Source organism: Acinetobacter stercoris (assembly GCF_900323515.1).
Classification (GTDB): domain Bacteria; phylum Pseudomonadota; class Gammaproteobacteria; order Pseudomonadales; family Moraxellaceae; genus Acinetobacter; species Acinetobacter stercoris.
In genome coordinates this window covers 1-1,807 of sequence record NZ_OOGT01000361.1, presented here as the reverse complement: position 1 = coordinate 1,807, position 1,807 = coordinate 1, and the positions used below count along the sequence as shown (strand labels likewise).

The window sequence follows — 1,807 nt, the reverse complement described above, 5'->3', positions numbered from 1 at the left end:
TATCTTCATATTCTACATATTATCTTTATATTGTCACAGTAATAGTAGATCTTACAAAGTTTCACTTCACGTGATTTGATAAGCATTTCCTATTAAAAATGCATGCTGCATAAACAAAACAAGGGATGAGTCCTATCCTGCTTTTTGGAAGCCTCATTTATGTATGTGAATAAATAAAATACTTTAAAAAGAGCAAGGATTAATTATGAAAAAACGTTGTTCTCAAATAGCCATAGTATGTGCTGTCACTCTTGGTGCACCATTTATGGCGCATGCAGGTTTTTTTGATTCGCTTCTAGATAGTTTCAATGATACTGTTAATTCATTTTTTGGTAGTAATACCGACAATAAGCCTATAGCCACATCAACCTTGTCTCAGCAACAAAAAACTTCAACTCTCTCCCAGTCCCAAACAACACCGATACAACAACAGCAAGTCCTGAAAAGTCTAACGATTGTTAAAGTATCCGGTGATACGACTGCTGTAACGGGGAGTACACCTAAAACACCGTTTATATTCAAAGTTATAGATGAAAACAATAAGCCTGTAGCAAATGTTCCTTTAAGTTTTGTTACTGCTGATAAGTTTAGTCAGGTTTTTTTGAAATCAGCAAAAACGGATGCAAATGGTCTGGTTGAGGCTACTTGGGTCGCTGGTCGACAGCCGAGTGACACCATAAATGTCTCTGCTTCATTAAATGATAGATCAGGAAAATTGACGTTAAATACAACCACAACAGAAGTTAAACGTCCTTGGGGGATGAGCAACACTTATATGCATTTTAAACGACCAGGCACAGTTAAACTGGACAACGTCAAAGGCTATAAAGTGACCGTAGTACTAGGGACAGAAGCGCTGGGAACATATTATGAAGTGATGGGCTTTCCAGGTAGTTATGCAGGTCTACAAGTGAGTGCTACAGGTGAAAAACGAGTTTTACACTCAACTTGGGATATTGATGAGCTAGGTGAAGCAGGTAAGGCGAAAACAACAGATAAAGGTGATACAACATGTAAAACCTTTGGTAATGAAGGGACAGGTGCGAGTTGTTCTATGCCTTTGAGTTGGCAAACTGGTCGGGCTTATGAGTTTGCAATGACTTATAAAAATGGAACGAATGAAGATGGTTCTGAATATACTGATTCTACGATGACACTAACTGATGTCGATGCAAACAAAACCTATAACTTAGGTACGCATCGTTATGCTAAAAAGATATCAGTCGATCAAATTTATCTATTTGTAGAAGATTTTAAACGAGATACAGCGAATTGCTGGGATATGCCAAAGCGTAAACTGAGTGTAACGGATGCCCAAATTCAGCAAACAGATGGAACTTGGACTTCGATTAATAACGCAGAGATTTCACTTTACAATGGAAAGAAAGATTTTGAATGCCATAATGTAAATGGTGGTGTAGAAAAAGATGGCGATGATAAAAATAGATGGTTTATGGCTAGTGCAGATGAGGTGGTCTCGAATCCTTATAGAAATTTGAAAAGTGTCAAACTAAATTAGAGTTTGGATGGATTATTTAGGACTGAGCAAGTTGATAACACTGCGTTGAAATGTCAACGGATCCTTAATATTTTCAGGATAAAAAAACCTACAAACCAAAATTGCTAAGCAAGGCGGTTTGTAGGATTAAAAAGTTCACCGAGGTTGTTTTTGTTATCTATATACACAATATATTATAAAATAATAATGTCAAATAACCTATGTTTGTAGGATTAAAAAGTTCACCGAGGTTGTTTTTGTTATCTATATACACAATATATTATAAAATAATAATGTCAAATAACCTAT

Annotated in this window: 1 protein-coding gene; it reads left to right on the top strand. The window is 36.0% G+C overall.

Going from position 1 to position 1,807, the window contains the following annotated elements; genetic code table 11:
• The first annotated feature begins 205 nt into the window (after positions 1–205).
• Positions 206–1,519 carry a DUF3472 domain-containing protein gene (locus KPC_RS19500; RefSeq protein WP_121975961.1) on the top strand — a complete coding sequence of 438 codons (1,314 nt, stop codon included), beginning with the start codon at positions 206–208 and terminating at the stop codon, positions 1,517–1,519.
• Positions 1,520–1,807 lie beyond the last annotated feature (288 nt).

What these genes read in the sequence shown, in the direction of transcription:
- KPC_RS19500 (WP_121975961.1), top strand. Translation starts at nt 206, where the DNA reads ATGAAAAAACGTTGTTCTCAAATAGCCATAGTATGTGCTGTCACTCTT.